General features: G+C 59.6%; 21 protein-coding genes. 11 read left to right on the forward strand and 10 right to left on the reverse strand.

Features of this window, described 5'->3' with window-relative positions; genetic code table 11:
- Positions 1-619: 619 nt before the first annotated feature.
- Together B9Z51_RS10225 and B9Z51_RS10230 are read right to left on the reverse strand one after the other, a co-directional pair.
- Complete coding sequence (locus tag B9Z51_RS10225) at positions 620-2,773, reverse strand: 3-hydroxyacyl-CoA dehydrogenase NAD-binding domain-containing protein (RefSeq protein WP_108374945.1); 2,154 nt, start codon at positions 2,771-2,773, stop codon at positions 620-622.
- A gap of 22 nt (positions 2,774-2,795) precedes the next feature.
- Complete coding sequence (locus B9Z51_RS10230; protein WP_108374224.1) at positions 2,796-4,058, reverse strand: acetyl-CoA C-acetyltransferase; 1,263 nt, start codon at positions 4,056-4,058, stop codon at positions 2,796-2,798.
- Between the two features lie 68 nt (positions 4,059-4,126).
- Here B9Z51_RS10230 and B9Z51_RS10235 point away from each other — a divergent pair, with 68 nt between their 5' ends.
- The 3 genes from B9Z51_RS10235 (at position 4,127) to B9Z51_RS10245 (ending at position 7,301) form a co-directional block, all read left to right on the forward strand.
- Positions 4,127-5,290, forward strand: coding sequence for an acyl-CoA dehydrogenase family protein (locus B9Z51_RS10235; RefSeq protein ID WP_108374226.1), 1,164 nt, complete (start codon positions 4,127-4,129; stop codon positions 5,288-5,290).
- Positions 5,291-5,414: 124 nt separating this feature from the next.
- A complete protein-coding gene (locus B9Z51_RS10240; protein ID WP_108374228.1) occupies positions 5,415-6,098 on the forward strand; it encodes a TetR/AcrR family transcriptional regulator in 684 nt (227 codons plus the stop codon).
- 30 nt (positions 6,099-6,128) lie between these two features.
- Positions 6,129-7,301, forward strand: coding sequence for an acyl-CoA dehydrogenase family protein (locus B9Z51_RS10245; RefSeq protein WP_108374230.1), 1,173 nt, complete (start codon positions 6,129-6,131; stop codon positions 7,299-7,301).
- 301 nt (positions 7,302-7,602) lie between these two features.
- On the opposite strand, the gene B9Z51_RS10250 is transcribed toward B9Z51_RS10245, so the two are convergent.
- The 7 genes from B9Z51_RS10250 to pcaF all read right to left on the reverse strand — a co-directional run bounded on the left by B9Z51_RS10250 (position 7,603) and on the right by pcaF (position 16,018).
- Entirely contained in the window at positions 7,603-8,769 is a 1,167-nt protein-coding gene (locus B9Z51_RS10250) for an ABC transporter substrate-binding protein (protein ID WP_108374232.1), read from the reverse strand.
- Positions 8,770-8,806: 37 nt separating this feature from the next.
- Positions 8,807-10,663 (reverse strand): long-chain fatty acid--CoA ligase, encoded by a 1,857-nt coding sequence (locus tag B9Z51_RS10255; RefSeq protein WP_108374234.1) that lies wholly within the window; start codon positions 10,661-10,663, stop codon positions 8,807-8,809.
- Between the two features lie 3 nt (positions 10,664-10,666).
- Complete coding sequence (locus B9Z51_RS10260) at positions 10,667-11,458, reverse strand: ABC transporter ATP-binding protein (RefSeq protein WP_108374236.1); 792 nt, start codon at positions 11,456-11,458, stop codon at positions 10,667-10,669.
- Positions 11,455-12,285, reverse strand: a complete 831-nt coding sequence (locus B9Z51_RS10265) for an ABC transporter ATP-binding protein (RefSeq protein WP_108374238.1) — start codon at positions 12,283-12,285, stop codon at positions 11,455-11,457. The genes B9Z51_RS10260 and B9Z51_RS10265 overlap by 4 nt, the downstream gene beginning before the upstream one ends.
- Complete coding sequence (locus B9Z51_RS10270) at positions 12,282-13,358, reverse strand: branched-chain amino acid ABC transporter permease (RefSeq protein WP_108374240.1); 1,077 nt, start codon at positions 13,356-13,358, stop codon at positions 12,282-12,284. The genes B9Z51_RS10265 and B9Z51_RS10270 overlap by 4 nt, the downstream gene beginning before the upstream one ends.
- A 9-nt stretch (positions 13,359-13,367) precedes the next feature.
- Positions 13,368-14,243 (reverse strand): branched-chain amino acid ABC transporter permease, encoded by an 876-nt coding sequence (locus tag B9Z51_RS10275; protein ID WP_108374242.1) that lies wholly within the window; start codon positions 14,241-14,243, stop codon positions 13,368-13,370.
- Between the two features lie 572 nt (positions 14,244-14,815).
- Positions 14,816-16,018, reverse strand: coding sequence for a 3-oxoadipyl-CoA thiolase (pcaF, locus tag B9Z51_RS10280; RefSeq protein ID WP_108374244.1), 1,203 nt, complete (start codon positions 16,016-16,018; stop codon positions 14,816-14,818).
- Between the two features lie 160 nt (positions 16,019-16,178).
- On the opposite strand from pcaF, the gene B9Z51_RS10285 reads away from it, so the two are divergent.
- Positions 16,179-16,613 (forward strand): DUF1841 family protein, encoded by a 435-nt coding sequence (locus B9Z51_RS10285; protein WP_199227520.1) that lies wholly within the window; start codon positions 16,179-16,181, stop codon positions 16,611-16,613.
- Positions 16,614-16,679: 66 nt separating this feature from the next.
- Here the strand turns inward: B9Z51_RS10285 and B9Z51_RS10290 are convergent, their stop codons facing one another.
- The gene (locus tag B9Z51_RS10290; RefSeq protein WP_108374248.1) at positions 16,680-17,339 is read right to left on the reverse strand and encodes a cytochrome c; all 660 of its coding nucleotides are present in this window, start codon (positions 17,337-17,339) and stop codon (positions 16,680-16,682) included.
- A 108-nt stretch (positions 17,340-17,447) separates the two neighbouring features.
- Here B9Z51_RS10290 and B9Z51_RS10295 point away from each other — a divergent pair, with 108 nt between their 5' ends.
- The 7 genes from B9Z51_RS10295 (at position 17,448) to B9Z51_RS10325 (ending at position 26,558) form a co-directional block, all read left to right on the forward strand.
- On the forward strand, positions 17,448-18,290 hold the full coding sequence (locus tag B9Z51_RS10295; protein WP_108374250.1) for a MoxR family ATPase: 843 nt from the start codon (positions 17,448-17,450) through the stop codon (positions 18,288-18,290).
- Between the two features lie 7 nt (positions 18,291-18,297).
- Positions 18,298-18,543, forward strand: a complete 246-nt coding sequence (locus tag B9Z51_RS10300; protein ID WP_108374252.1) for a hypothetical protein — start codon at positions 18,298-18,300, stop codon at positions 18,541-18,543.
- The gene (locus tag B9Z51_RS10305; RefSeq protein WP_108374254.1) at positions 18,540-19,151 is read left to right on the forward strand and encodes a GNAT family N-acetyltransferase; all 612 of its coding nucleotides are present in this window, start codon (positions 18,540-18,542) and stop codon (positions 19,149-19,151) included. The genes B9Z51_RS10300 and B9Z51_RS10305 overlap by 4 nt, the downstream gene beginning before the upstream one ends.
- A gap of 6 nt (positions 19,152-19,157) precedes the next feature.
- On the forward strand, positions 19,158-19,670 hold the full coding sequence (locus B9Z51_RS10310; RefSeq protein WP_108374256.1) for a DinB family protein: 513 nt from the start codon (positions 19,158-19,160) through the stop codon (positions 19,668-19,670).
- Positions 19,664-20,848: a VWA domain-containing protein gene (locus B9Z51_RS10315; protein ID WP_108374258.1), complete on the forward strand. Its 1,185-nt coding sequence runs from the start codon at positions 19,664-19,666 to the stop codon at positions 20,846-20,848. The genes B9Z51_RS10310 and B9Z51_RS10315 overlap by 7 nt, the downstream gene beginning before the upstream one ends.
- Positions 20,849-20,955: 107 nt before the next feature.
- Positions 20,956-22,689 carry an autotransporter assembly complex family protein gene (locus B9Z51_RS10320; protein ID WP_158272866.1) on the forward strand — a complete coding sequence of 578 codons (1,734 nt, stop codon included), beginning with the start codon at positions 20,956-20,958 and terminating at the stop codon, positions 22,687-22,689.
- Positions 22,689-26,558 (forward strand): translocation/assembly module TamB domain-containing protein, encoded by a 3,870-nt coding sequence (locus tag B9Z51_RS10325; protein ID WP_108374262.1) that lies wholly within the window; start codon positions 22,689-22,691, stop codon positions 26,556-26,558. Before B9Z51_RS10320 ends, B9Z51_RS10325 begins: the two co-directional genes overlap by 1 nt.
- Positions 26,559-26,560: the final 2 nt, after the last annotated feature.

Raw genomic sequence — 26,560 nt, forward strand, 5'->3', positions numbered from 1 at the left:
ACGAGCGAGGTTCCCTCCCAGCTTATCTGACGCGGGGTTATGGCTAGGTCCAAAGGTAATCTGCTTTGCATGTCTGATGAGCGATATGCCAAATGCCCCACTTAGCAAGGTCGTCTCGAATTCATTTGAAGTCTCGGGTTCAGCAAAGGAGCATTGCACCTCAAGCTCGCCTTTAACGTGGCTCGCAAGCTTGGCCAACGCAAGTCCATGCGCGCCTGGTTCAAAACTTGAACCTCGGGTTAATCGAACCCCCCGGATAGCAGACATGTCCCATGCACGTACCTCGTCAACCGTACATTTTTCAGATATGAATATGTTCATTTTTTTGTTCTGGCCGTCGGCTCTGATAGAGCGAAAATGAACTACCACGGTAGCTCGGTCAAGGCAACCAGTTTATACACGACCTTTCAGGTCGCTACCGAGATTTATGCCCGTCGTTATTGTCTGAACGACCGGTGCAAGTGGTTAATTAGTCGCCCGATTTCCAACAAAGCATTTAACTCTTTAAAAGATCGATCCGATTAGCCCGCAACAGCCTTCACAGTCCTCATCAAAAAACGCAGCCACCTGGTCCCCCAAGCGCTGCGTTTTTTCGTGCACGCCTTCTCAGGCTTGAGGCTCAATACACCGGCTGGTGCTGCTTCAAGCTGTCAATCACTTCTGCCGTCAGCACAAACCCCGCGCCATACTTCGCGGCCAGTTCAGCACACCGTTTGGCAAACGCATCCACACCCTGGCCGTAGATGAATTGCAGCGCCCCACCCGTCCAAGCCGGAAAGCCGATGCCGAAGATCGAGCCGATGTTGCCATCGTGCACCGAGGTCAGCACGCCTTCTTGCAGGCAGCGGGCGGTTTCCACGGCTTGGCGGTACAGCAGGCGGTCTTTGATGTCTTGCTGGTTGTAGGCCACGTCGGCTTTTTCAAAGCGGGTTTTGAGTTCAGGCCACAGCACTTTTTTCTGGCCAGCGGGGTAGTCGTAAAAACCACCGCCTGCGGCGCGACCGGGGCGCTTGAGTTCTTTGACCATGCGCTCAACCAGCAGTTCGCCGGGTGTGGCGGTGTGGGTTTTGCCTTCTTTGGCAAAGTCTTCACGGGTTTGGTCCAGCACATGCACCGACAGCGACAGCGCCGTTTCGTCCAGCACGGCCAGCGGCCCCACGGGCATGCCCACTTGCATGGCCAGGTTTTCGATCACGGGGGCGGGGATGCCCTCGCCCAACATGGCCGCGCCTTCCATCACAAAGGTGCCGAAGGTGCGGCTGGTGTAAAAGCCGCGCGAGTCGTTCACCACGATGGGCAGCTTGCCCAGCGCCTGCACGTAGTCATATGCACGGGCGATGGTTTCGTCATCGGTCTGCGCACCACGAATGATCTCCACCAACTGCATCTTGTCCACGGGGCTGAAGAAGTGGATGCCCACGAATTTCTCGGGCTTGGCGCTGGCAGTGGCCAAGCCGCTGATGGGCAAGGTCGAGGTGTTGCTGGCAAAGAAACCGCCTTCGGCCAACATGGGCTCGGCCTCTTGCGTGACGCGGGCTTTGAGTTCGCGGTTTTCAAACACGGCTTCGATGATCAGGTCGCAACCTTTGAGGTCTGCGGCGCTGGCGGTGGGCTGGATGAGTGACAACAGGGCCGCTTGTTTGTCAGCCGCCATGCGGCCTTTGTCCACGCGCTTTTGCGTGAGCTTGTGGCTGTAGGCCTTGCCTTTTTCAGCGGCTTCAACGCTCACGTCTTTGAGCACCGTGGCGATGCCCCGGCTCGCTTGTGAATACGCGATGCCCGAGCCCATCATGCCCGCACCCAAGATGCCCACTTTTTGGGGCTTGTAGCGCGGTGCAGCCTTGGGGCGGCTTTGGCCGCCCTTGATGCTGTTCATGTTGAAGAAGAAGGTGTTGATCATGTTGCGCGCCACCTGGCTGGTCATGAGGCCAGCGAGGTAACGGCTTTCGATGCGCATGGCGGTGTCAAAGTCCACCATCGCGCCTTCCACCATGGCGGCCAGCGCCGCTTCGGGGGCGGGGTAGAGGCCACGCGTTTTTTGTTTGAGCACTGCAGGGGCCACGCTCAGCATGCCCGCGATCTTGGGGTTGCTCGGCGTACCGCCAGGCATTTTGTAGTCCTTGCGGTCCCACAGGTGTTGGGCGGCTTCGGGCTGACCTTGGGCTGCCGCAATGTGCGCCAAAGCGCGGGGGCGCAGCTCGTCATCACTGGCCACGATCTCGTGCACCAAGCCCAACTTTTGCGCCTCTTCGGGGCCAAAGAGTTTGCTTTCCAGCACATAGGGCTGCGCGGCCAGCAGGCCCAGTTGCCGCGTCATCTTGGTGATACCACCACCGCCAGGAATCAAACCCAGCGTGACTTCGGGCAAGCCAAATTGTGTTTTGGGGTTGGCGGTGGCGATGCGGTGGTGGCCGATCAAAGCCACTTCCCAGCCGCCGCCCAGCGCCGTACCGTTGAGGCAGCTGACCACCGGCACGCCCAGCGTCTCGATGGTGCGGAAAGCTTTCTTGATGCCTTCGATCTCGGCAAAGACACGCGGGCCGTCCGAGGCTTGCGAGCGCATCACACCTTTCAGGTCGGCCCCTGCAAAGAAGGTGGACTTGGCCGAGGCCAAGATGACCCCTTTTAAAGATGCCTTGTCTTTGGCCACCTGCTCGGCCGCCTGTGTCAGGTCGGCCTGCCATTGCAGGCACATGGTGTTGACCGGCGAGCCTTGCTCGTCAAAGGTGATGGTGGCGATGCCGTCCGCCAGTTCGTAGCGCAGTGTTTTCAAAATCATTTTGGTGTCTCCCCGATCAAACGCGTTCAACGATGGTGGCAATGCCCATGCCGCCGCCCACACACAAAGTGGCCATGCCGTAACGCAACTTGCGGCGGTGGAGCTCGTCGATCAGGATGCCGATGATCATCGCGCCCGTGGCCCCCAGCGGGTGGCCCATGGCGATCGCGCCGCCGTTGACGTTGACCTTGTCGTGCGGCACGCCCATCTCTTGCATGAACTTCATGGGCACGGCAGCAAACGCCTCGTTCACCTCAAACAAATCGATCTGGTCAATCGTCAGGCCCGCCTTAGCCAGCGCCTTGCGGGCGGCGGGCATGGGGCCTGTGAGCATGATGGTCGGGTCAGCACCCGACAAGGCCACCGACACGATGCGCGCACGCGGCGTGAGGCCATGGGTTTTGCCAGCGGCCTCTGACCCGATCAACACCGCCGCTGCGCCGTCCACGATGCCGGACGAGTTGCCTGCGTGGTGCACATGGTGGATGCGCTCGACCTGCGGGTAGCGCTGCAAGGCCACGGCGTCAAAGCCCATCGCGCCAAGTTGTTCAAACGAGGCTTTGAGGCCGCCCAGTGTTTCCACCGTGGTGCTGGGCTTGATGAATTCGTCTTGCGCCAGGATGACCTGGCCCAGCTTGTCTTTGACCGGCACGACCGAGCCATCGAAGTAACCCGCTGCTCGCGCGGCCGTGGCGCGCTTTTGCGACTCGACCGCAAAGGCGTCCACATCGTGGCGCGTGAAGCCGCTCATGGTGGCGATCAGGTCAGCGCCAATGCCTTGCGGCACAAACAGCGTGGCGCTGTTGGTCTCGGGGTCTTGCGCCCAGGCGCCGCCGTCCGAGCCAATCGGCACGCGGCTCATGCTTTCGAGGCCACCGGCCACGACCAGGTCTTCCCAGCCGCTGCGCACTTTCATGGCGGCGGTGTTGACGGCCTCTAAACCCGAGGCGCAAAAGCGGTTGAGCTGCACGCCTGAGCAGCGCCAGTCCCAACCCGCAGCCAGCGCCGCCACTTTGGAGATCACCGAGCCCTGTTCGCCAATGGGCGAGACCACGCCCATGACCACGTCGTCCACTGCCGCAGTGTCGAACTGGTTGCGGCTTTGCAGCTCGCGCAGGACGCCCGACAGCAAGCTGATGGGCTTGACTTCGTGCAGGCTGCCGTCTTTTTTGCCTTTGCCACGCGGTGTGCGTATGGCGTCATAAACAAATGCTTCGCTCATGGGGTCTGTCTCCTCGGTGTCATCAGGGGGATTGCCCTGTGTTGTGGGTTTCAGCATTCAGTATAGACTTTTACCAAGCAAACGCTTTGTGAAAATACCAACCCCCAAGTCTTGAAGGTGACACCATCATTGAACGCACACTCTTTTCCGCCGACCACGAAGCCTTTCGCGACAGCTTTCGCCGCTTCATGGACAAGGAAATCGCCCCCCACCACGAAGCCTGGGAAGAGCAAGGCTATGTAGACCGCGCCGTCTGGAGCAAGGCCGGTGAAAACGGCTTTTTGTGCATGACCCTGCCCGAAGCCTATGGCGGCTCGGATGCCGACAAGCTGTATTCGGTGGTGCAGATGGAAGAATTGTCTCGCGCTGGCTTTACCGGCATCGGCTACGGCCTGCACAGCGAGATCGTCGCCCCTTACATCCTGCATTACGGCACCGAAGCACAAAAGCAAAAGTACCTGCCCAAGCTGGCCAGCGGCGAAATGGTGGGCGCGATTGCCATGAGCGAGCCCGCTGCGGGCTCGGACCTGCAAGGCGTCAAAACCACCGCGCTCTTGCAGCCCGATGGCACTTACCTCATCAACGGCAGCAAAACCTTCATCACCAACGGCTGGCACGCCGATCTGGTGATTCTGGTGGCCAAGACCGACCCGGCTGCAGGTGCCAAAGGCACCAGCTTGTTCTTGATCGAGCGCGGCATGCCCGGCTTTGAAAAAGGCAAACGTTTGAAGAAACTGGGCCTGAAAGCCCAAGACACCTCCGAGTTGTTCTTTGACAACGTCAAGGTCAGCGCCGACCAGCTGCTGGGCGGCACGGCCATGCAGGGCAAGGGCTTTATTTGCCTGATGGAGCAGCTGCCTTGGGAGCGCTTGCAAATCGCGATTGGCGGCATTGCGGCCGCGCAGGCAGCCATTGACTGGACGGTGCAATACGTGAAAGACCGCAAAGTGTTTGGCCAGGCCGTAGGCAACTACCAAAACACCCGCTACACCTTGGCCGAGCTGCAAACCGAGGTACAAGTTGCCCGTGTGTTCGTGGACAAGTGCTCTGAACTTTTGCTGCAGGACAAACTGGATACCGCCACAGCTAGCATGGCCAAGTACTGGTGCTCAGACTTGCAATGCAAGGTGATGGACGAGTGCGTGCAGCTGCACGGCGGCTACGGCTACATGTGGGAATACCCCATCACCCGCGCCTATGCCGACGCCCGCGTGCAACGCATCTACGGCGGCACCAACGAGATCATGAAAGAAGTGATCTCGCGCAGCATGGGTTTGGCGGGGCGCTGAAGGTGCCGTCGCCAGCGAACATGATGTTGGATTTTTGTAGGAGCTTGCCTGCAAGCGATCACCCCTGGATCACGCTCGCTCATCGCCAGCAGTGCTGGCTCCTACAAATGAGTAATAAGCAAGCATGACTGAGCTGGCTGAACCCAAACGCGCGCGGGGTCGCCCCCGCAAGACCGAGAACGAGCGCGACGACGGCAACCGCCGCCAGGCTCTCATTGCGGCCGCAGCGCGCCTGTTTCACCTCAAGGGTTATGACGCTACCAGCACCCGCGAAATTGCGGCGCAGGTGGGCATGCAAGCGGGTTCGCCCTTTTATCACTTTGGCAACAAACATGACCTGCTGCTGGCCGTGATGGTGGAAGGCATGAAGCAGGCCAGCGAGCGGCAAAGGGCTGCCTGCGCAGGGCAAGGCCAAGACCGATCACCCCGCGAACAACTGCGCGCCCTGATCCGCAATCAATTCGATGTGTTGCTGGGTCCTGACAGTGATTTCATTCCGGTGATGCTCTACGAATGGCGTTCATTGAACGACGAACAGCACCAGACCATCACCGGCATCAAAGACGACTACGAAGCCGCCTGGATTCCGGTGCTGCAAGCGCTGCATGACAGCGGCCAACTGCAAGCTCCCGTGAGCTTGGCCAGGCTGATGATTTTTGGTGCGCTCAACTGGTCGGTGCAATGGTATGAAGCCCCCAACGCATCGGCCAAGCCGCGCGGATCAGCGCCTCGCGCCACATTGGACGAACTGACTGACTCGGCTTTGAAACTTTTTTTAAGAGACGGCGCAGCCAACTCTGCACTGTAAAAAATTCGATACCCCCCCTGGAGACACGCCATGCAATTCACCCACGAACACCGCGAAATTCAGAACACGCTCAAGCGATTCATCGAGTCCGAGATCAACCCCCATGTGGACGAGTGGGAGGCGGCCGAGATCTTCCCGGCGCATGAGGTCTTCAAGAAGATGGGCAATCTGGGCCTCTTGGGACTGACCAAGCCTGAAGCCTTTGGGGGTGGGGGACTCGACTACTCCTACAGCATGGCCATGGCCGAGGCGCTGGGCCACATCGACTGCGGCGGCATTCCCATGGCCATTGGCGTGCAGACCGACATGGCCACGCCTGCGCTGGCACGCTTTGGCAGTGACGAATTGCGGGCGCAATTTCTGGCCCCGGCCATTGCAGGCGACATGGTGGGCTGCATTGGCGTGAGCGAGCCCGGTGCGGGCAGCGATGTGGCGGGCATCAAGACTGTGGCGCACAAGGACGGCGACGACTACGTGATCAGCGGCCAGAAAATGTGGATTACCAACAGCCTGCAGGCCGACTGGATGTGCATGCTGGTCAACACGGGTGAAGGGCCCATCCATAAGAACAAAAGCCTGGTCATGGTGCCCATGCGCGAAAACGGCAAACTGTTGCCGGGCATTGAAGTGGGCAAGAAGATCAAAAAAATAGGCATGAACAGCAGTGACACCGGCCTGATTTATTTTGACGAAGTGCGGGTGCCTCAGCGATACCGCATCGGCGCCGAAGGCCAGGGTTTTATCTACCAGATGCAGCAGTTTCAGGAAGAGCGCCTGTGGTGCGCGGCCAGCACACTCCAGTCGCTGACCAACTGCATTCAGTGGACAGTGGAATGGGCGCAAGACCGAAAACTCTTTGGCTCAACCTTGGCAGACCAACAATGGGTGCAGTTCAAGCTGGCCGAACTCAAGGCCGATGTAGAGAGCCTGCGCGCCCTGACCTACCAAGCCTGCGAGCACTACATCGCGGGCGAAGACGTGACCGAATGGGCCACCATGGCCAAACTCAAGGCCGGTCGCCTGAACCGAACCGTTCCAGACACCTGCCTGCAGTTCTGGGGCGGGATGGGCTTCACCTGGGAAAACAAGGTCTCGCGCATGTACCGCGATGGCCGCCTCGCATCCATTGGCGGTGGTGCCGACGAGGTCATGCTGGGCATCCTGGCCAAGATGATGGGAATTGCCAAACGGCCCATGGCCTGAAGCAGCAGCAGATAAAGCCATCACAGTGCGTCACCAGCATGGTTTACTCTGCCACCTCTCTTGCTACCGCTGCGTTAAGGATTGAATTTTCATGGGTGTTGCAGCGCTTACCTTCTGATCCGGCATGGGCGGGCTTGGCTCAGGCTCTTGTCGGGGCTGAAGCCACCGACCTACAAATAGCGTCTCGTCGGTCGGTCAACCCAAACTGACCCCACCGGATCAAGCAGTCATACAAAAAACCGCCAGGCCCTCGCAGGCTCTGGCGGTTTTTTTTGCTGCATGCAGCATCAAGCTGCCTGGATCACTTGGCTTTCGGGTAGTCGGACACGACTTTCCAGCGACCTTCCTGGATCTGTGACATGCGCGAGATGTTGCTGCCCAGACGCTTGGTGGCACTGAACGTCATTTCAGGGCTACCGAACATGTCGGGGGGCAGCTTCATCGTATCCATGGCCTTGATGAAGCTTTCGGTGGTCAGGTTGGCACCGGCTTTTTCAACCGCACGCAGGTAGGAATCCAACGCGTTGTAACCATAGACCGAGAACACGGTCGGATCTTCATTGAACTTGGTTTTGTACTTGTTGGCCCAAAAACGAATGGGTTGAGCCGCCTCGTCCAGGTAAGGATGCTGAACGGTCATGGTGGCATAAAAGCCGTTCATGGCGGGGCCACCGAGTTTGTGGATCAGGTCGGTGTAGGCCGCGCTCGATCCCACGAAGGTCGGGTTAAAGCCCAGACGACGTGCTGTGGCGATGCCACCAATCGTTTCACGGATGATGGTGCCCATCACCACAAAATCGCACTTGGCAGAAGCGAGTTTTTGCATCTGCGAAGCGAAGTCTGTTGCGCCGCGTTTGTAAGTGGTGACCTCGGCGAACTGCACACCGGCGTCCTTAAGGCCTGCTTCGGCACCGCGGAACACTTCGAGGCCGAATTCATCGTCCTGGTACATGGCACAAATTTGCTTGGCGCCTTTTTCCTTGACCAGCGCAGGCACAGCCTGGCGCATCTGGTCAAAGTAGGTCGCGGCAAACGAGTACTTGAGCTTGTGGAAGGGCTCGTACATTTCACGCGCAGCGGTCACGGGGAAAAAGTTGACCACGTTCTTTTGGAACTGCACTGGCATGGCGGCCATGTTCTGGGCCGTACCGATGTGGGCGATCATGGCGAAGATCTTGTCCTGGTTGACCAGCTTCTGAGCCGCCAGAACGGCGCGGCGTGGGTCGTAGCCAGAGTCTTCCACCAACAGTTTGATTTTGCGGCCACCGACACCGCCTTGTTCGTTGGCTTCATCGGCACGCAGCATCATGCCCAAGCGCACCTGCTTGCCAAAACCAGCCAGCGGGCCCGACAAATCCTGAATAGAGCCGAGCACAAGTTCGTTTTTGCTCACACCTTGCGTTTCGGCCATGGCCGCTCCCGCGGTCAAGGCCATCGCCGCGGCGATCAGACTGAGTTTGATTTTCATGGGGCTTGTCTCCTGTTGAAAGTGAAAAGTGAATCGGTCAGCGGTACATTGCCTCGATTTGCGGCGCGTACTTTTGTTGAACCAGTTTGCGTTTGAGCTTCATGGTGGGGGTCAGCTCTTCGTCTTCGGCCGTGAGTTGCGTCTCCAGCAGCCAGAACTTCTTGATCTGTTCGACGCGGGCAAATTTCTTGTTCACGCGCTCGAGCTCGTTTTGGATCAGGTCTTGCACCTCGGCAGCGCGGGTCAGGCTGGCGTAGTTGGAGAAAGGCACATCGTTGTCCTGTGCGTATTTCTCCACGTTTTCCTGATCGATCATGATGATCACTGTGAGGTAAGCCCGTTTGTCGCCAATGACCACCGCGTCGGTGATGTAGGGCGAGAATTTCAGTTCGTTTTCCAGCTCGCTCGGGGTGATGTTCTTGCCCCCTGCCGTGATGATGATGTCTTTCATCCGATCGGTGATGCGGAAAAACCCTTCCTCGTCGACCACACCCACGTCGCCGGTGTGCAGCCAGCCGTCCGCGTCGATGGTCTCGGCTGTTTTCTCGGGCAGGTTCAGGTAACCCATGAAGACGTTGATGCCGCGCACAAGGATCTCACCGGTCACCGGGTCCAGACGCACTTCGTTGAAGTCGGCGGCAGGGCCAATGGAGCCAGGCTTGATGTGGTCAGCGGGCACGCCGGTGGCAGCACCACAGGTTTCGGTCATGCCCCAGACTTCCAGCATGGGCAAGCCCAAAGCCAGATACCAGCGCACCAAATCAGGCGAAATGGGCGCTGCACCGGTGACCAGAAAGCGGGCGCGGTGGATGCCGATCATCTTGCGCACATTGTTCAGTGCCAGCCAGCGGGCCAAATGAAAGCGCAGCTTCAAATGCGCTGGCACGGGCTTGCGCGCCAGCACCAAGTCGGCCACCTGCTGGCCCACACCGATGGCCCAGGCATAAATTGCCTGCTGGAAGCCCCCGGCCTCTTTCAGCGCGATCATCACGCCGGAATAAAACTTCTCCCACACACGCGGCACACCGGTGAACACCGTGGGCGCGATCTCGCGCACGTTCTCGGGCACGGTTTCGGGGTTCTCGACAAAATTGAGTTTGGCACCGGTGTAGAGTGAGAAATACTCGCCCCCCATGCGCTCGGCGATGTGGCACAGGGGCAAGAAGCACATGCACTCGTCGGTCTCATCACGCGCGATCAGCGTGTTGTAGCCGCGCACGCTGTGCACCAGCCCCCGGTGGTTGTGCATGGCGCCCTTGGGCTTGCCGGTCGTGCCCGAGGTGTAGACCAAAATGGCCAGGTCCTCGGGGCGGCAAGCCTGGGTGCGCTGCACCAGCATGTCGGGATGGGCTTTCAGGTGCTCACGGCCCAAGGCGCGCAAGTCGTCCAGGCTGATCACTTGCGGGTCGTGGAACTCGCGCAGACCGTCCATGTCGAACACGACGATTTTTTTGAGCAGCGGCAATTTGTCGCGCACGGCCAGCGCTTTGTCGAGTTGCTCGTCGTCTTCGACAAACAAAACCGATGTGCCCGAGTCATCACTGAGGTAATGCACCTGCTCAGCGGCGTCGGTGGGGTAAATGCCGTTGGCAACGCCACCGGCACTCAGCACGGCCAGGTCGCAGAGCACCCACTCGATGTTGGTGTTCGACAGGATGGAGGCGGTGTGGTGGGCCTCAAAGCCCAGCGACATCAGGCCGTGGCCGATCTCGCGCACGGCTTGTGCGGTTTCGTTCCAGGTCCAGCTGCGCCAGATGCCCAAATCTTTTTGGCGCATCCAGACATGGGGGCCGCGAGCGGCCACCGCGTTCCAGAAAATCGCGGGAATGGTTTCACCCGCCATGACGATGTTTTTGTTGGGCGCAATGCCCGAGGCGTCCCAGAGGTTGCTCATCTCTTATCTCCAGGTTTTCTTCTTTTTCCAGCGGCGGTCGGCACGCACGCCTTCTTCCTTCATGCCCAGATAGAACTCTTTGATGTCGTCCTTTTCACGCAAGCGGGCACAGCTGTCTTCCATCACGATGCGGCCGTTTTCGAGCACATAACCATAGTCCGAGGCATTGAGCGCCATGTTGGCGTTTTGCTCGACCAATAAGATGGTGGTGCCACGCTCACGGTTGATGCGCACGACGATCTCGAAAATTTCTTTGGTCAGCTTTGGGCTGAGGCCCAGGCTGGGTTCATCCAACAAGATCAAATCGGGGTTGGCCATGAGGGCACGGCTGATCGCCAGCATCTGCTGCTGGCCGCCCGAGAGCAAGCCCGCATCTTGTGCAGCACGCTCGCGCAAGATCGGGAAGTAGTTGAACACCGCTTCCATGTCGCGGGCCACGCCATCGCGGTCGTTGCGGGTAAAAGCGCCCATCAGCAAGTTGTCGCGGATCGACAGAAGCGGGAAGACCTCGCGGCCTTCGGGCACATGCATCAGTCCGCGTTGCACGATGTGCGCGGGGTCCATCGCCGTGATGTTCTGGCCTTTGAATTCGACCGAGCCTTTGCGCGGATCGATGATGCCGCTGATGGTTTTCAAGATGGTGGTTTTGCCCGCGCCATTGGAGCCGAGCACGGTGGCGATTTCGCCTTCTTTCACCTGCAGGCTCACGCCCCGAATGGCCTTGATTGGGCCATAGGCGCTTTCCACGTTGAGCAGTTTGAGGACGATGTTGTCTTCGTTCACGGCGGTGTTCATGCGGCCTCCGCTGAGTGGTTTTCGCGGCGCAGGCTGGACACATCGTCCACCGAGCCCAAATACGCCTCGATGACACCCGGATCGCTTTGCACCTGGCTGGGCGTGCCGGTGGCCAGCTCCTGGCCCTGGCTCATGGCCAGCACGCGGTCAGAGACTTTGGACACCAAGCCCATGTCGTGCTCGACCATGAGCACCGAAATGCCCAACTCGTGTTGGATGTCGGAAATCCAGAAGGCCATGTCTTCGGTCTCTTCGACGTTCAGGCCCGACGAGGGTTCGTCCAGCAACAAGAGCTTGGGCTCTGTGCACAGGGCGCGGGCCAGCTCCACCACTTTGCGCACGCCGTAGGGCAAGCCTGCGACCATGGAATCGCGGTGGTGTTGCAGGTCCAGGAAGTCGATGACTTCTTCGACTTTTTCACGCGCTTCGATTTCGGCAGCACGGGTTTTGCTGCTGAAAAACATCTCACTCCACAAACCGGTTTTGCGGTGCGTGTGGCGACCAATCAACAGGTTTTGCAACACGGTGGCGTGTTCGAACAGTTCGATGTTCTGGAAAGTGCGGGCAATGCCCAAGCCGGCAATGTTGTGCGCAGGCTGCTCGGTCAGGCGCAGCGTGCCCTTGGGGCCTGCGTAGTCGATCGTGCCCGTGGTGGGCGTGTAGATGCGGCTGATCAGGTTGAACACGGTGGTCTTGCCCGCGCCGTTGGGGCCGATCAGGGTGAAGACTTCGCCGCGTTTGACGTCGAAGCTGACGTTGTTAACGGCCAACACACCGCCAAAGCGGACGCTCAGATTTTGAGCAGAAAGGAGGATGTCGTCGTTCATTTGAGGCGGTCCGACTTCTGGAAGGATTTTTGACGCTTGAACATGCCACGGCGGTAAAACGGGAACAGCTGGAACCAGGTGCGCACCTTGAGCCAGCGGCCGTACAGGCCCATGGGCTCAAAGAGCACAAAGGCAATCAGCACAATGCCGTAGACCGTGCCCTGCAGGCCGGTCGCACCGCCAATGGCGGCAGGCAAAAAGTCTTTGCCCATGGAAATCAGCTGGGGCATGACGATCAAAAATATCGCGCCCAAAAACGCACCATGCACCGAACCCAAGCCGCCGATCACCACCATCAACAGCAAGTCAATCGACTGGATGATGTTGAACTGGTCGGGCGAGAGGAACTGGATTTTGTGCGCATACAAAGCGCCGCCAATGCCCGCCAGCGCGGCCGACAAGGCGAACGACAAGGTCTTGTAGCGGGCCAGATGAATGCCCATGCTTTGTGCCGAAATTTCAGAATCACGGATGGCCACAAAAGCACGGCCGGTGGATGAGCGCAGCAAGTTGAGGATGGCCAGCGTGGCCCCCACCGCCACCACCAGGCAGAGAAAATAAAACTCTTCGGTGCTGTCCAGGGTCCATCCCAACATGGCGGGCGGGTTGACACTCAAACCGGCATTGCCACCGGTCATGTGCTCCCAGCGCGCAATGCCCTCTTCGACGATGAAACCGAAGGACAAAGTGGCCATGCCCAGGTAAATACCTTTGACGCGCAGCGCGGGCAAGCCCACGATGACACCTGCAATGGCCGAGAACAGCCCGGCGCACACCAGCGCCAGCGGAAACGGGACCCCGGCATTGACCATCACCGCTTCGGTGTAGGCGCCCACGCCCAAAAAGGCCGCATGCCCCATGGAGAACAAGCCGGTAAAGCCCGCAAGCAGCATCAGGCCCAAGCCCACCACGGCGTAAATCAGCACAAAGGTCAATTGCGCCAGCCAGTATTCAGCCACCACCCAAGGGGCGGCGATCAGGAACAACGCCAGCAAGCTGTACCAAAAGACATGACCGCCATGCTTGGCCAGCGTGATGTCCTGGTTGTATTGGGTTTTGAAAATGAATCGCATGCGAGGGCCTCAGACTTTCTTGCGCAGTTTTTCGCCGAACAAGCCATTGGGCTTGAGCACCAGCATGAGCAAGACCACGATGTAAGGCGCGATGTCTTTCACGCCTTCAGGCAAATAAAAGCCCGCGAGCGACTCGACAATACCAATCACCAATCCGCCCACGATGGCGCCCGGCAAACTGCCAAAGCCGCCAACCACCGCTGCGGGGAAAGCTTTCAGGCCGATGAAGCCCATGTTGGCGTGCACAAAGGTGATGGGCGCCAGCAGCAAACCCGCCACCGCGGCCACACCCGAAGCCAGACCCCAGACCAAGCCGTTGAGGCTTTGCACCGGAATGCCCATGTAGTAGGCCGCCAACTGGTTTTGCGACGACGCCTGCATGGCAATGCCCAGCTTGCTGTACTTGAACATGGCAAACAAGCCCAGGCACAACACCGTGGTGAACGCAATCACCACCAACTGCTCGGCAGCCACGACGAGTCCACCCATCTGCAAGACCTGTCCGGCATAAGGCACGGGCATGGTGTGGGTGTCGGTGCCCACGTCCGGGATCATGGTGATCAGGCCGCGCAGCACATAGCCCACCCCGATGGTGAGCATCACGATCGAAAAAGCAGGTTGCCCCAGAATGGGACGAATGACCAGGCGCTCGAGCAAAACGCCAAAAACGCCCATGGCCAAAATGGCCGCAGGCACCGACACCCAGAAAGGGAAGCCCAGCCAGGTCATGGCGGCCAGACCCGCGAAGGCGCCGACCATCATCAGGTCGCCCTGGGCAAAGCTCACCGTTTCGGTGGCCTTGTAAATCAGCACGAAACCCAGGGCGATGAGTCCGTAAATACAGCCCTGGGCCACACCGCTGATCAGCAGTTGCAGCAATTGCACGCTTGTCTCCTTTTTTGTATTTCTGTCGCCGCCTGAACAGGTTCAGATCTTCCAATCCTTACCATTTTTGAATTTGCGAACGATCGTGCGATTGTGCATGCCTGACCCGCTGCTGCCCCTAGGGGTTGACCCCCATCCACTGACACGAAAGTGTCTTGTTTTCTCTGAGTATTTTTGGGTGATCGGCGACTTGAGCGGTGGCAGATGATCGAATGCCCACATCGCTTGCCACGACTGCAACGATATTCCAAGACATGTCGGACTTTGCGAGTGCCGACCTGCGAGGGCGCGGTGTTTTGTAGGTCGGTGGTCGAAGACCCCGACATTTTTGTGATTTGCCCGTTGCGTCTGGTTTTGGCGTTGCGGGTCAGCGGGCAGATGTCGGACTCTGTGAGTGCCGACGAGGGCGCGGTGTTTTGTAGGTCGGTGGTCGAAGACCCCGACGTTTGATGGCACGACCACACCGCTTGCCTTGGCCGCAGAGGCGTACCAAGGCATGTCGGACTCTGTGCGTATTGATCTGCGCTGCGCTGTGCCTCGACGGCTTCAGATCCGACATTCAGGTGGCCAACTCAGACCCGCTCGAGGATCAGCGCAATGCCCTGACCCACGCCAATGCACATGGTGCACAGCGCATAGCGACCGCCGGTGCTGTGCAGGCGGTTGATGGCCGTGGTAGCCAGGCGTGCGCCCGATGCCCCCAGCGGGTGGCCCAAGGCGATCGCGCCGCCCCAGGCGTTCACGCGGGCATCGTCGTCTTTCAAGCCCAACATGCGCAGCACGGCCAGGCCTTGCGCGGCAAACGCTTCGTTCAGCTCGATCACGTCCATGTGGTCGATGGTCAAACCCGTCTGAGCCAGTACCTTGAGCGTGGCAGGCGCGGGACCAATGCCCATGATGCGCGGCGCGACACCGGCGGTGGCCATGCCGACCACGCGGGCCTTAGGCGTCAAACCGTTTTTGGCAGCTGTGGTTTCATTGGCCAGCAGCAGCGCACAAGCGCCGTCGTTCACGCCCGAGGCGTTGCCTGCGGTCACGGTGCCGTCCGGGCGCACCACGCCTTTGAGCTTGGCCAGCGCTTCGAGGCTGGTTTCGCGGGGGTGTTCGTCCGTATCCACAATGATGGCATCGCCCTTTTTCTGGGGGATGCTCACGCCCACGATCTCGCGGGCCAGGTGACCGGCTTTGATGGCGGCCACTGCGCGCAACTGGCTGTTGTAGGCCATCAAATCCTGCGCTTCGCGCTCGATCTTGAAATCGGTGGCCACGTTCTCGGCCGTTTCAGGCATCGAATCGACGCCGTACTGCGCCTTCATCAGCTTGTTCACAAAGCGCCAGCCAATGGTGGTGTCGTACACGGCGTTGTTGCGGCTGAAGGCGCTCTCGGCCTTGGGCATGACGAAGGGGGCGCGGCTCATGCTTTCCACGCCGCCCGCGATCATCAGACCGGCTTCGCCCGCCTTGATGGCGCGGGCTGCGGTGCCGATGGCGTCCAGGCCCGAGCCGCACAGGCGGTTGAGGGTGGCGCCAGGCACGTCGATGGGCAGACCGGCCAACAGGCTGCTCATGTGGGCCACGTTGCGGTTGTCTTCACCGGCCTGGTTGGCACAGCCGTAGAGCACATCGGTCACTGCCGCCCAGTCCACATTCGGGTTCCGGGCCATCAGGGCGCGCAGGGGCACGGCGCCCAAGTCGTCGGTGCGCACGCTGCTCAAAGCACCGCCGTAGCGGCCAAAGGGGGTGCGAACGGCGTCGCAAATGTAAGCTTGGTTCATGTTTTCAGTCTCCAGAATAGGGCTGCATGCATTTTATTGCATGTTTTGGGGGTTTGCTGGCTTGATTCTAGGTCTTTAATTGTCCGAAGTAGGGCTGGATGTGCCCAGCCATGCCTGTGCCCAGGCTACCCCGCCAAGACATAGGACAATTGACCCCATGCTGATTCAACCTTCCCAAGCCGACGTCCGGCGATTTTTTTGTGGTGTCTACGCCAAAGCGAGAACGACCGCCCCTCTGGAGCCAATGGAAATGCTGGTCAGCCAGTGGATTGACGAGCACCCCGAATACCACGTTGAGTTGGCCGATGTCGATGTCGCCCTGGCCAGCATGCAGACGGCCAGCCCGAGCCAGCAAAACCCTTTTTTGCACCTGTCCATGCACTTGTCGATCAGCGAACAGTGCAGCATCGACCAGCCTCGGGGCATACGCCAGGCCGTCGAATTGCTGACGCACAGACTCAATTCATTGCACGACGCCCACCACCAGGCCATGGAATGCCTGGGCCGCATGGTGCATGAAAGCCAGCTCTCAGGCCGCATGCCCGACGGAGAAGCGTACATTGCCTGCGTGCAACGCCACGCCACCAAAGACTGAGCCCCTTGTCGCAGACAACAAAAAACCCGCCGAAGCGGGTTTTATGTTGTGCGTGAATCTGAAAGCTCAGCGGAACTTGGACTGGGGAACAGTCTTCAAATCGCCATCCAAAGAGCCCACATAACCTGCCAAAGCCTTGAGTTCAGCATTGGAAAATTGTTTGGCAATACCGCCCATCACGCCGTTGCTGCGGCCCCAGGTGGACTGGTTCTCGGTCTTGTAGGACTTGAGGGCCACAAACAGAAAGTCTTTGTGCTGACCTGCAATCTTGGGGTAGCTGGGATCCACCGGCTTGGCAAAGTTGTCTCCGTGGCAAGACACGCAAGCGCCTTTTTGCAACAGGGCCGCCACTTTGGCGTCCGGGGTGGCTGGAGCAGTGGCCACAGGCTCGGTCTTGCCGTGCTGCTCGTAATAAGCAGCCACGTCAGCGATGTCCTGATCGCTCAGGCTGTCGGCAATGCCGCGCATCGTGGGGTGCTTGCGGTCGCCTTTTTTGTAGGCATTGAGGGCAGAAGCGATGTATTTGGCGTTCTGGCCAGAGATCATCGGCACGCGATAAACCTCAGGAAAGCTGGCCTGGTAGCCTTTGATGCCGTGGCAACCGATGCACATGGCAATCTTTTGCTCAGCGGCTTTGGCATCGCCCTTCACTTCTTGAGCTTGGGCGGAGATGGCGGTCACGGAGGCGACAGCCAGGGCAAACATCGAGGTCAGCAGCTTGTTCATTTTGCTTACACAATCCAAATTGATTGATAAAAATCAACTGAGGATTATATCGGCCTGGCCCGCATAATCCTGACAAGCTTTTTTTCCCGCAGTTCACGAGACATCAACATGAAATTTCAAGGTACCGAAAATTACGTCGCCACGCAGGACCTGATGCTGGCGGTCAATGCCGCCATCACCCTCAAACGCCCCCTGCTGGTCAAGGGCGAGCCCGGAACCGGCAAGACCATGCTGGCCGAAGAAGTCTCTCAAGCCTTGGGCTTGCCCTTGCTGCAGTGGCACATCAAATCGACCACCAAAGCCCAGCAAGGCCTCTACGAATACGATGCGGTAAGCCGCCTGCGAGACAGCCAGCTGGGCGATGAAAAAGTCAAAGACATCGAAAACTACATCATCAAGGGCGTCCTTTGGCAGGCTTTCACGTCTGAAACCCCGGTGGCCATCCTGATCGATGAGATCGACAAGGCCGACATCGAGTTCCCGAACGACCTGCTGCGCGAGATCGATCGCATGGAGTTCTATTGCTACGAGACGCGCCAGCTGATCAAGGCCAAGACCCGCCCGCTGGTGTTCATCACCTCCAACAACGAAAAAGAACTGCCTGACGCCTTCTTGCGCCGCTGTTTCTTCCACTACATCAAGTTCCCCGAAGCGGAAACCATGAAGCAGATCGTGGACGTGCACTTTCCCACGCTCAAGAAAGACTTGCTGGCACTGGCGCTCAAGACCTTTTATGACGTGCGCGGGTTGCCTGGTTTGAAAAAGAAACCCTCCACCAGCGAGCTGCTCGACTGGCTGAAATTGTTGGTGGCCGAAGACATCCCGCTCGAAGCCCTGCAAAGCGCCGACCAGAAAGTCTCGGTGCCGCCGCTGGTGGGCGCCCTGCTCAAGAACGAGCAAGACGTGACCTTGTTTGAAAAGCTGGTGTTCATGAACCAGCGCAATCGCTGATACGCCCATGTCAGCCAACAAGCTCCTTCTAGAAGGCCTGTCTGACGCCGTGGGCTTTGTCGGCGGCGCTGTGGCCGGGTACTGGCTTGGCCGTCTGTTGGGCTGGAACATCTTCAGCGAAGGCTACGGCAGCGCCAGCATCGGTGCGATCTTGCTGGTCGGACTGGGCGGTGGCGGCGGTCTGCAGCTGGCCCGTCACTGGCGTGCCAAACAAAATGATCGCGCCAACCCCAACGATTCGGAGTCCCCATGAGCCTGTTTGCCGCGCCGGTCACCCTCAGTGGTGAGCATGTGAAGCTGGTGCCGCTGGCGCCCGCGCACCACGACGACCTGGTCCAGGCGGTGCAAGACGGCGAGCTGTGGAACCACTGGTACACCGCCATTCCCCGGCCCGAAGCCATGGCCACTGAAATCCAGCGTCGCCTCGATCTTCAGGCCAAAGGCAGCATGTGCGCGTTTGCCGTGATCGACCCGACCACCCAGCAGGCAGTGGGCATGACCACTTACATGAACATCGACGCGGCCAATCGCCGCGTCGAAATCGGCTCGACTTGGTACCGCCAAAGCGTACAGCGCAGCCCGTTGAACACCGAAGCCAAACGGCTCCTGCTGGCCCACGCTTTTGAGCAACTGGACTGCATCGCGGTGGAGTTCCGCACGCATTTCTTCAACCAGCAAAGCCGCCGCGCCATCGAGCGCCTGGGCGCCAAGCTTGACGGCGTGCTGCGCAGCCACCAAATCAACCCGCACCCTCTGGCTGTTGGCGCACTGCGAGACACTTGCGTTTACAGCATCATTGCCAGCGAATGGCCCAATGTAAAAACACATCTGGATTACCAATTACGCCGTCATCGTGCGTAAACCAACATGAACAACCTCATCTTGCTTGAATTGCTGCAATACAAAGCTTGGGCTGATCAGGAACTGATGCAATGTCTGTGCGACAACCAAGATCGGTTGGCACCGGAATTGTTGAAAAAATCCGTCCGCCTGATGAAACACATTCATGTGGTGGACTGTATTTTTGCAGCACACTTGTCCGGGCAAAAACACGCCTTCGCCAGCACCAACACCGATGCAACGCCAGAACCCGAAGCCCTGACTTGGGCGATGCAAGAAACCAATCAGGCCTTGCTGGATAACCTTCGAACATGGCATGAAACCGAAGTGCACTCACGCATGCATTTTCAATTCACAGATGGCGACCCGGGAAGCATGAGCCCCACAGAAATGCTTTTGCATGTGGGTGTTCATAGCACTTATCACCGCGGACAAGTCAGCCAAATGCTCAAGGATGCAGGCATTGCACCTCCACGGGAACTTCTGACGCGCAAGCTTCATGCGCAAGAACCAGATCGCAGAAAGGTTTACGCATGCTGATCGACTTTTTCTACACCCTGCGTGCCGCCAAAGTGCCTGTGTCGGTGCGTGAATTTCTCACGCTGCTCGAAGCTTTGCAGGCCAATGTGGTCGGCCCGGCATCGGATGCTTGCAGCATCGATGACTTCTACCACCTGTCGCGCACCGTGCTGGTCAAGGACGAGAAGCACTTCGACAAGTTCGACAAGGCTTTTGGCGCCTACTTCAAGGGCGTGGAGATGCTGACCGACTTCACCAAAGAAGTGCCTCTGGACTGGCTGGAGCAGATCCTCAAAAAAGAACTCACGCCCGAACAAAAAGCCGCCATCGAGAAGATGGGTTGGGACGAGTTGATGGAGACCTTGAAGAAGCGTCTGGAGGAGCAAAAAGAGCGCCACGAAGGCGGCAACAAGTGGATCGGCACAGGCGGCACCTCCCCTTTTGGCAACGGCGGCTACAACCCACAGGGCATCCGCATTGGCGGCAAGGGCGGTAACAAGAGCGCCGTCAAGGTCTGGGAACAACGCGCCTACAAGGACTACGACGACCAACAAGAACTGGGCACACGCAACATCAAAGTGGCGCTGCGCCGCCTGCGCCGCTTTGCCCGCGAAGGCTCGCACGACGAACTGGACCTGGACGGCACCATCCGCAAGACGGCGGCCAACGCCGGATACCTGGACATCCTGATGCGCCCAGAGCGGCACAACAATGTGAAGGTGCTGCTGCTCATGGACGTGGGCGGCACCATGGACGAGCACGTTGCCCGCGTCGAAGAAATGTTCTCGGCCGTCAAAGCCGAGTTCAAGCACCTGGACTTTTATTACTTCCACAACTGCGTCTATGACTTCATGTGGAAGAACAACAAGCGCCGCTACGCCGAAAAATTTCCGACCTGGGACATCCTGCGCAAGTACAACAAGGACTACAAGCTGATCTTCATTGGGGACGCCACAATGAGCCCCTATGAGATTTTGCAAAAAGGCGGCAGCGTCGAGTACAACAATGAGGAAGCCGGTGCCGAATGGCTACAGCGCCTGACGCACACCTTCCCCAAATTCGCCTGGATCAACCCCGAACCGCAAGGCGTATGGCAATACCGCCAGAGCATTTCCATCATCCAGCAACTCATGAGCCAACGCATGTTCCCGCTGACCTTGAAAGGCCTGGAGGACGCGATGCGTTTGCTCAGCAAGTGAATGCCCTTCCCTTGCTGAGTCGAATCCCATCCCTGCTCACACCCTTCTGGGGTATCCGCTGGATGCGGTCTGCATGCCTGCTCGGCTGCCTGCTCGTTTCACCCTCCATGGCCCAGACCCGCGACAAGACGGTGCCCACTCTGCAAGCGTTTGACCTGGTAGTGCACGCCGACTCACCCCCCTTGGCCGCTTGGCTGAGCCAGCACCTGGAGTTGCAGCGCTATCGCCAACTGAGCGATCTGGACGACACCGAAATGGCCCGCCTGCTGCGCGAAGCGGATCTGCAAGCGCGCGATTTACTGGCCACGCAGGGATTTTTCAACCCGACGCTGAACTGGACACGCGATACAACGCCCAACCAGCCGCGCCTGCGCAAGGTGCAACTGGATGTCAAAACCGGCCCTCAAGCGCGCATTGCCCAAGTAGAGATCCATTGGCAAGGCGACATTGAACAGCGCCCTGAGGCAGCCCAGCAGCGTGCCGATGTGGTGCAAACATGGGCCTTGCCTGTTGGTGAGGCTTTCACGCAAGAAAGCTGGAGCGATGCCAAAACCCAGGCGCTTCGGCAGCTGCTGTCCGAGCGCTACCCCCAAGGCCGCATTGCCCGCAGCCAGGCCCAAGTCGAACCCACCAAGAACCAGGTGCAACTGGACATCACACTGGACTCGGGTCCTGCCGTGTCTTTGGGGCCATTGGTCATCACTGGCGCTGAACGCTACAGCAGCGAACAAATCGAACGCCTGGCGCGCCTGACACCCGGCAACGTTTACCGCCAAAGCGATCTGCTCGAAGCACAACAACGCCTGGTGCTCAGTGGTTATTACGATTCGGTATTTGTGAGCCTGGACCCCGACAGCAGCGACAACCATCGTCCCGTCAAAATTGAACTCAAAGAAGCCCTGCGCCAAAAATGGGTGCTGGGCTTGGGTGTGCGCAACGAAAGCGGTGTTCGCTTCACGGCCGAACACACACAACACAAGGTGCCTGGACTGGAATGGCGGGCCGTGAGCAAACTGGCGGTTGACCGCAATTTGCAGCGGGTGGGCGTCGATTTACTGGCCCCCCCCGACCCCAGCCTTTGGCGCTGGAATGTCTCGGGCCAATACGAGGAAGAAAAATTCACCAGCTACACCGTGAACAGCCAGCGTTGGCGGGCTGGACGTAACCAGTTGAGTGAACGCATCGACCGCGCTTATTACGCCCAATATGACGCCGCCAACACCACCGGTGATCAGGCCGGTCAACGCGAATCGGTCAGTGCCAACTACGCCTGGACTTGGCGACGGTTTGACCGCCTGCCTTTTCCGACCCAAGGCACAGGCTGGGGCCTGGAGCTGGGCTATGGCGTCACGCTGGGCGCGAACCGCGAGTCTTTTGTGCGCTGGCTGGCCCGTGGCCTGTGGCTTGTGCCCCTGGGCCAGCAGTCCGGACGCTTGGCTTTGCGCGGCGAAGCAGGCAGTGTGGTCAGCAAAGACGCCACGGCTTTGCCCGCCACGCAATTGTTCATCGCAGGGGGCGACAACAGCGTGCGCGGTTATGGGCCGGGCACTTTGGGCGTCACGCAAAGCGATGGCACGGTCAGACCGGGGCAATACCTCTCGGTCGGCAGCCTGGAATGGCAACGCCCCATTTCCTGGAACCAGCAACGCACCGATTGGGAAAGCGCTGTGTTTGTAGACGCCGGTGCCGTGGCCAATCAACCCGCAAACCTGCACGCTAAATTGGGCTATGGCGTGGGCGCCCGCTGGCGCAGCCCGGTCGGCCCCTTGAGGATTGACCTGGCCTATGGACAAGCTACACATAAACTGCGTTTGCACCTGAGCGTGGGGTTCACTTTTTGATGACCCCACCTGAGCCCCACACATCAGATACCGCGCAGGCTGCCACGGCCCTGCCGCCCACGGCGCGCGTCAGCCTACGCTGGTGGCGGCTGCCTGTTGGCCTGAGCCTGGCCTTGCTTGCCACTGCGGGCGCATTGTGGGCCTGGTCTGGCAGCGAAGGCTCACTGGCCACCACCCTGAACATCGCCAGCCGCTTGATGCCACAGGGACAGACCCTGAGCAGTGCACAGGTTCAAGGCAGCATGCAACACGGCGGGCGATTGGGGCAACTGCACTGGCAACACGACGGCCTTCAGGTGCAGCTGCACAACGCCGATGTGACGCTGGACTGGTCGCAGCTGTGGAACGGGCGATTGCCATTGCGCAGCTTGCAAATAGAACAACTGAACATCGACGACAAACGCCCGCCCAGCCCACACGCAGCACTGAACTCATTTTCCTGGCCTGTGAAGGTCAAACTGCCCTGGCGCATCGGGCAACTGCGCTGGGCAGGCCCTCCGGCGTTGGACTTGCAGGCTCTGCAAGGACATTACGACTTTGACGGTCAGCATCACCTGCTGAAACTCCAGCCATTGACCGTGGCACAGGGGCAATACAGCCTTCAGGCCAGACTGCAAGCAGCAGCGCCCATGGCGCTGGATGTCACGGTGCAAGGTCAGGTGCAAATCCCCAGCACGGCACGCACCCGGGGCCTGACCCTGCAGGCCAGTGCCACGGTGCAGGGCAACTTGTCGGGGCCTCAGGCCAAGCTGCTTGTGGACGCGCAACTGTCTCCCCCCAACCCAATCCGCTCCGGCATGCAGCTGAATCTGCAGGCCCATGTGCTGCCCTGGCAAAGCCAGCCCGTACACAACGCGCAAGCAAAATGGCAGCAACTGGATCTGGCCCTGCTGTGGCCTGGCGCACCACAAACCCGTTTGACCGGTCAAGCGGCCATTGCGCCCGATGCGGCAGGCTGGCATGGCCAGGCCGAGTTGACCAATGCCATCCCCGGCCCCTGGGATCAAAACCGCTTGCCTCTGAGCCAACTGGACGCCCAGGTGCGCTATCAGCAAGGGCTGTGGCACATCCAGCAACTGAGCTCACGCATGGCGGGCGGTCAAGTGCAGGCCCAAGTCCAGCAAACCTCAGCGGGTTGGACAGGGCAAGTGCAGCTCACAGGCTTGGTGCCCTCACAGATGCACACCGCACTGGCGTCAGGGGCTGTGCAAGGACAACTGCAAGCCCGGGACAACGGCCAAGGCAAGGTGCAGATCTCCGCTGACCTGAGCAGCCCGCCGGGCACCGCCCACGTCAGCCCATCCCTGGGTGCACTTGCAAGACACCCGCAGTTGCGCTTGGAAAGGCTGCACCTTCAAGGGCTCTGGCAAGCGGCCGAATGGGACATCCAAACCCTGGATCTGCGCGCGGCAGACGGGCACTTGCAGGGTCAATTCAAATTCCAACCACCGCGAGGCTCCACTCCATGGGCCGCACAAGGGCAACTTCAGTTGACTGTGCCCGGTCTCACAGCCCGGGCCCAAGGCCATCTGGCCGCCCAAAAGGGCTTGGGCAGCATCGACGCGGCCATGCAAGACGCTGCGCTCAGCCAAGCGTGGCTGAGCCGCTGGCCAGGCTGGGCTGAGCGTCTTCGCGGGCTGCAGGCCTCCGGACCCGCACAACTCAAAGCCCAATGGCAAGGTGGTTATGAGCAGGCAGATGCCCCGGTACAGCTCACCCTGCAATTGCCCCGGTTGACAGGCCAGAAAGCCAAAGTCGAACCCTGGCAAATCGACCCTGCACGCCTTCAAATCCAAGGCACGCTGCAAAAGCTGGAGGCACAAGTACAAACCAGCATCCAACAGGGGCGCTCGTCGGTGCAAGTGCAAACACGACTGAACGCAGTCAGAAGCACGCCTACGGCTGGATCGACCGTTTGGAGTGCCTGGCAAGGCCAAGTACTCAACGCCACGATTGACGCCAAAACCGCCATCACCCCCAACACCGTGCTGCCCTGGCGCGCGCAACTGGCGGAGCCGGTCTCTTGGCAATGGCGCCGCGACACATTGGGCGCTTCAGGGCGCTGGGGCGCAGGAGTTTTGGCCTTGCAAGGCCCCTCTCCCGGCCAAGCCCAAGTGAGCTGGAACGCAGGCCAATGGTCCGCCCCCATTCCCGGTCACGGGACAAAGACCGAACTGAGCGCACGCCTGGATGACCTGCCCATGACCTGGTTGTCAGGCATCATCAGTCCGGATCTGCAAAGCGATGTTCTGCTGCAAGGCACGCTCAACTGGTCACAACAGGACAGCCTGCATGTCAAAGCTGTACTCGAACGCAGTCGAGGTGATTTGCGCCTCGCCACCGATGGTGGAACGGGACAAAAACTGAGTGCGGGGTTGCGCACAGCCCGCCTGCAATTGCAGATTGATGGCGTAGACATGCAGGCCCAACTGGCATGGGACAGTGAACAAATGGGCCAGGCACAAGCCCAGGCCCAGACCCGCCTGAGCGCCACCGCCCAAGGCTGGACATGGCCTGAGCAAGCCCCGCTGAGCGGGCAACTCCAGGCCAACTTGCCCCGCGTGGACGCCTGGTCCTTGCTGGCCCCTCCAGGCTGGCGCGTGCAAGGCACACTGGACGCCCATGTCACGCTTTCAGGCACGCTGGCACAGCCGCAATGGCAAGGCTTCTTGCAAGCAGACAAACTCGCAGTGCGATCTGCGGTAGAGGGCATTGAATTCAACCAAGGACAGTTACGTGCCCAATTGCAGGGCCAGCAAGTTGAATTGACGCAACTGAGCTTGCGCGGAGCAGGTGCACAAGGCGGCGAGCTGAAAGCAGGGGGCCTTGTGAAATGGCTGCCGCCTTCAAGCACAGCCGACAAGGATCCGGCGCACCCCTGGGGCGAAGTGGACATGGCCTTGCATACGCACATCCAGAACCTGCGCGTGAGCAACCGGGCCGACCGCCGCCTGACCCTCTCGGGCGATGTCAAGGCCGTGATGCAGCAAGGACGTCTGCAATTGCGGGGACAAGTCCAAGCCGACCAGGCCTTGTTCATCTTGCCCGAAGACAACACTCCCACTCTGGGCTCAGATGTCGTCATCCTGGGCGTCCACACAGTGCCCGCAGCCAGCACGCCCCCCACACCGCGCCCGAACTGGCTGGGCATACCCGATGTCCAAGTCGGCCTGGACCTGGGTCCGGACTTCCAAGTCCGTGGACTGGGACTGAACACACGCCTGGCAGGCCAGGTGACCCTTGTGAGCAACGCTGCCAGCCAAGGGCAACCGCGCCTGACAGGTCAGGTGCGCACTGAAGGCGGGCGCTACAAAGCCTATGGCCAGCAATTGGAGATTGAGAACGGCTTGCTGCGCTTCAATGGCCCTTACGACAACCCAAGCCTGGACATACTGGCCCTCCGACCCAATTTGTCACAGCGTGTGGGGGTACAAATCACCGGCACCGCTTTGCAACCCCGCATCCGCCTGTACTCTGACCCGGAAATGCCCGACGCCGACAAGTTGGCCTGGCTGGTGCTGGGGCGCTCAGCAGCCGGTGGCGGAGCAGAGTCAGCCGTACTGCAACAAGCGGCGCTGGCCCTTCTGGGCGGCAATGGCAAAACCCTCAGCGGTGAACTGGCCAGCGCCTTGGGCCTTGACGAAATCTCCCTGGCCCAAGGCAGCCGCAGCAATGCCACCGCCACGGGGGCTGCCGTCACTCTGGGCAAGCGTTTGTCCAAGGACTTTTACATCGTTTATGAAACCAGTCTGCGCGGCACCTTTGGCAGCTTTTATGTCTTCTACGACCTCTCGCGCCGCTTGACGTTGCGCGCACAAACCGGTCAGGACAATGCGCTGGATCTGATCTACACCATCCGCAAGGACTGACG

It is taken from the genome of Limnohabitans sp. T6-5 (assembly GCF_003063315.1).
In the GTDB taxonomy this organism is placed as follows: Bacteria; Pseudomonadota; Gammaproteobacteria; order Burkholderiales; family Burkholderiaceae_C; genus Limnohabitans_A.